The organism is Mycobacterium sp. NPDC003449 (assembly GCF_053588415.1).
Genome location: NZ_JBSFPX010000363.1, coordinates 1 through 1,773 on the forward strand (window position 1 = coordinate 1; position 1,773 = coordinate 1,773).

Genomic DNA, 1,773 nt, shown 5'->3' on the forward strand with positions numbered 1-1,773 from the left:
CCGCGCCGCGGAGGTTGAGGCGCGCTGCTCGCCGAGGCGTGCGACGTGCTCTTGGATGCGCTCGTACTTCTGGTCGGTGGTGTGCCCGTCCCACTGGGCGCGCGGGTCGTCCGGCTGGACGTGCTCGACGGTGTCGAACAGGGCGGCGTCGCGGGGGTGGATGTGCCAGCTCATCTGCCAGCCGCCGACGAGGAGGTACAGCAGCCGCCAGCCGGGCTCGTCGACGTCGGCGGCCGGGGTGATGACGGCGTTAGCGGGGTGCAGGGCGGCTAGCCAGGCGAGGAGCGCGGCGCGTTCGGCGTATGCCTGGTCACGCTCGGCCTCGGCCTCGGCCTGCTCTGCGGCGCCAGCCGTGTCCGGCATTGCTCCGGGGCACTGGTAGACGCGGCGGCCGAGCATGTAGCGGTGCGCACCGTGGGCTGCGCGGTCATCGCCGCACGGCCGCTCGCGGTACGCCTGGTCGCGTTCGGCCTCGGCGGGGTGCGGCTCGACAGCCGGGGTGTCGAGGGCGGTGTGGAGCGCCTCGGCGTAGCGGCGGTCAGGGCCGAGGGCGTTACTCCACCGGGCGGCGAGGTCGCGCACGCGGGCCACGGCGGCCTCGGCCTGCTCGGCACGGTCACACTGGTCTCCCGCATCGAGACGGGCGCGTACCAGGCGCTCAGCGAGTTTGTCGGCCTCGTGCTGTAGCTCTCGCGCGCACTCCTCGGCGGGGTGCGGTACGGCGGCCGGGTCGTCGAGGGCGACCCGGATGCGGGCGTTGGCCTCGCGGAACCCGGCGAGAGCGACCGGGCTCTTGCCGTGGACGTCACGGGCGATGGCGTCGCACTCGGCCCGTACGCGGGCGACGGTGGCCTCGGCCTGTAGCGCGCGTTCCTGCCACGCGTACCGTTCGGCGGCCAACTCCTGCCGCTGGTCCAAGATGCGTCGCGCGGCCTCGTCGGACCGGTCCCGCTCGCGCTCCATCTCGAGCGCCTTCGTCTTCCAGGTCTGGCGTCCGGCGGCGAGCTGTTCGATGCGCCGGTCGCGGACGCGCATGGCGGCGTCAGCGACGATCGGGGCCAACTCCTCGGCGCCCCGCAGGACGTACGACCACTCGCCGTCGGACATGAGCACGTGCTGCCCACGGTGCTCTTCCAGCGCGGTACGGATCTCGGCTTCGCACTCGTCGCGTAGCCCGGTGTCCTGCTGTGTCCGGACTGTGTCCGCGCTGGTCAGCGGGTCGTGTCCGGGCTGGGTGTCCTGGTTGTCCTGCTGGTTGTCCTGGCTGTCCACCGGGCTGTCCGGGCTATCCGTCCGGCTGGGTGTTCCCGGGCACCAAGTGCTCATGCCGGGCTGCGGCGTCCAGTCGTGCGCGTCGTGCTCGCCGGGAGCGCCGAGGGCTTCGAGCACCGCGCGGTTGCACCGAGCGATTTTGCTGTCCGGGGCGATGATGGCGTTCGGGTCGAACAGCCCGGCTCCCTCGACGGATTCGCATCGCGCGTAGGTGTGGCCGCAGCCGAGGGACGGGTCGGGCCAGTCGATGCCGCAGGCGCACCGGTGCGTGGGCGGCTCGTCTGCCCAGATGATGCGAGTCGCCCCGCCGTGCCCGTGGATGGCCATGGCGTCGTCGAGGCTGGTCCAGTTGACGGTGCTGGGGCGTTCGCCGCGCCAGCGGATCGTGACGGTGCCGTCGGGCCACTCGGCGCCGTCGGCTACGTGGCCGGTGCCGCTGACGCCGGTCGGGTCGTGATCGCGCTGGAGCCCAAAGACGCGGTGGACAGGAAGGCGCCGACC

1 protein-coding gene is annotated in these 1,773 nt (G+C 72.9%); it reads right to left on the reverse strand.

What is annotated here, in order from left to right; all coding sequences use genetic code 11:
- Window positions 1-1,773 (reverse strand): hypothetical protein (locus tag ACWDTP_RS38320; RefSeq protein ID WP_450028424.1); only part of this gene is annotated, 1,773 nt, incomplete at both ends.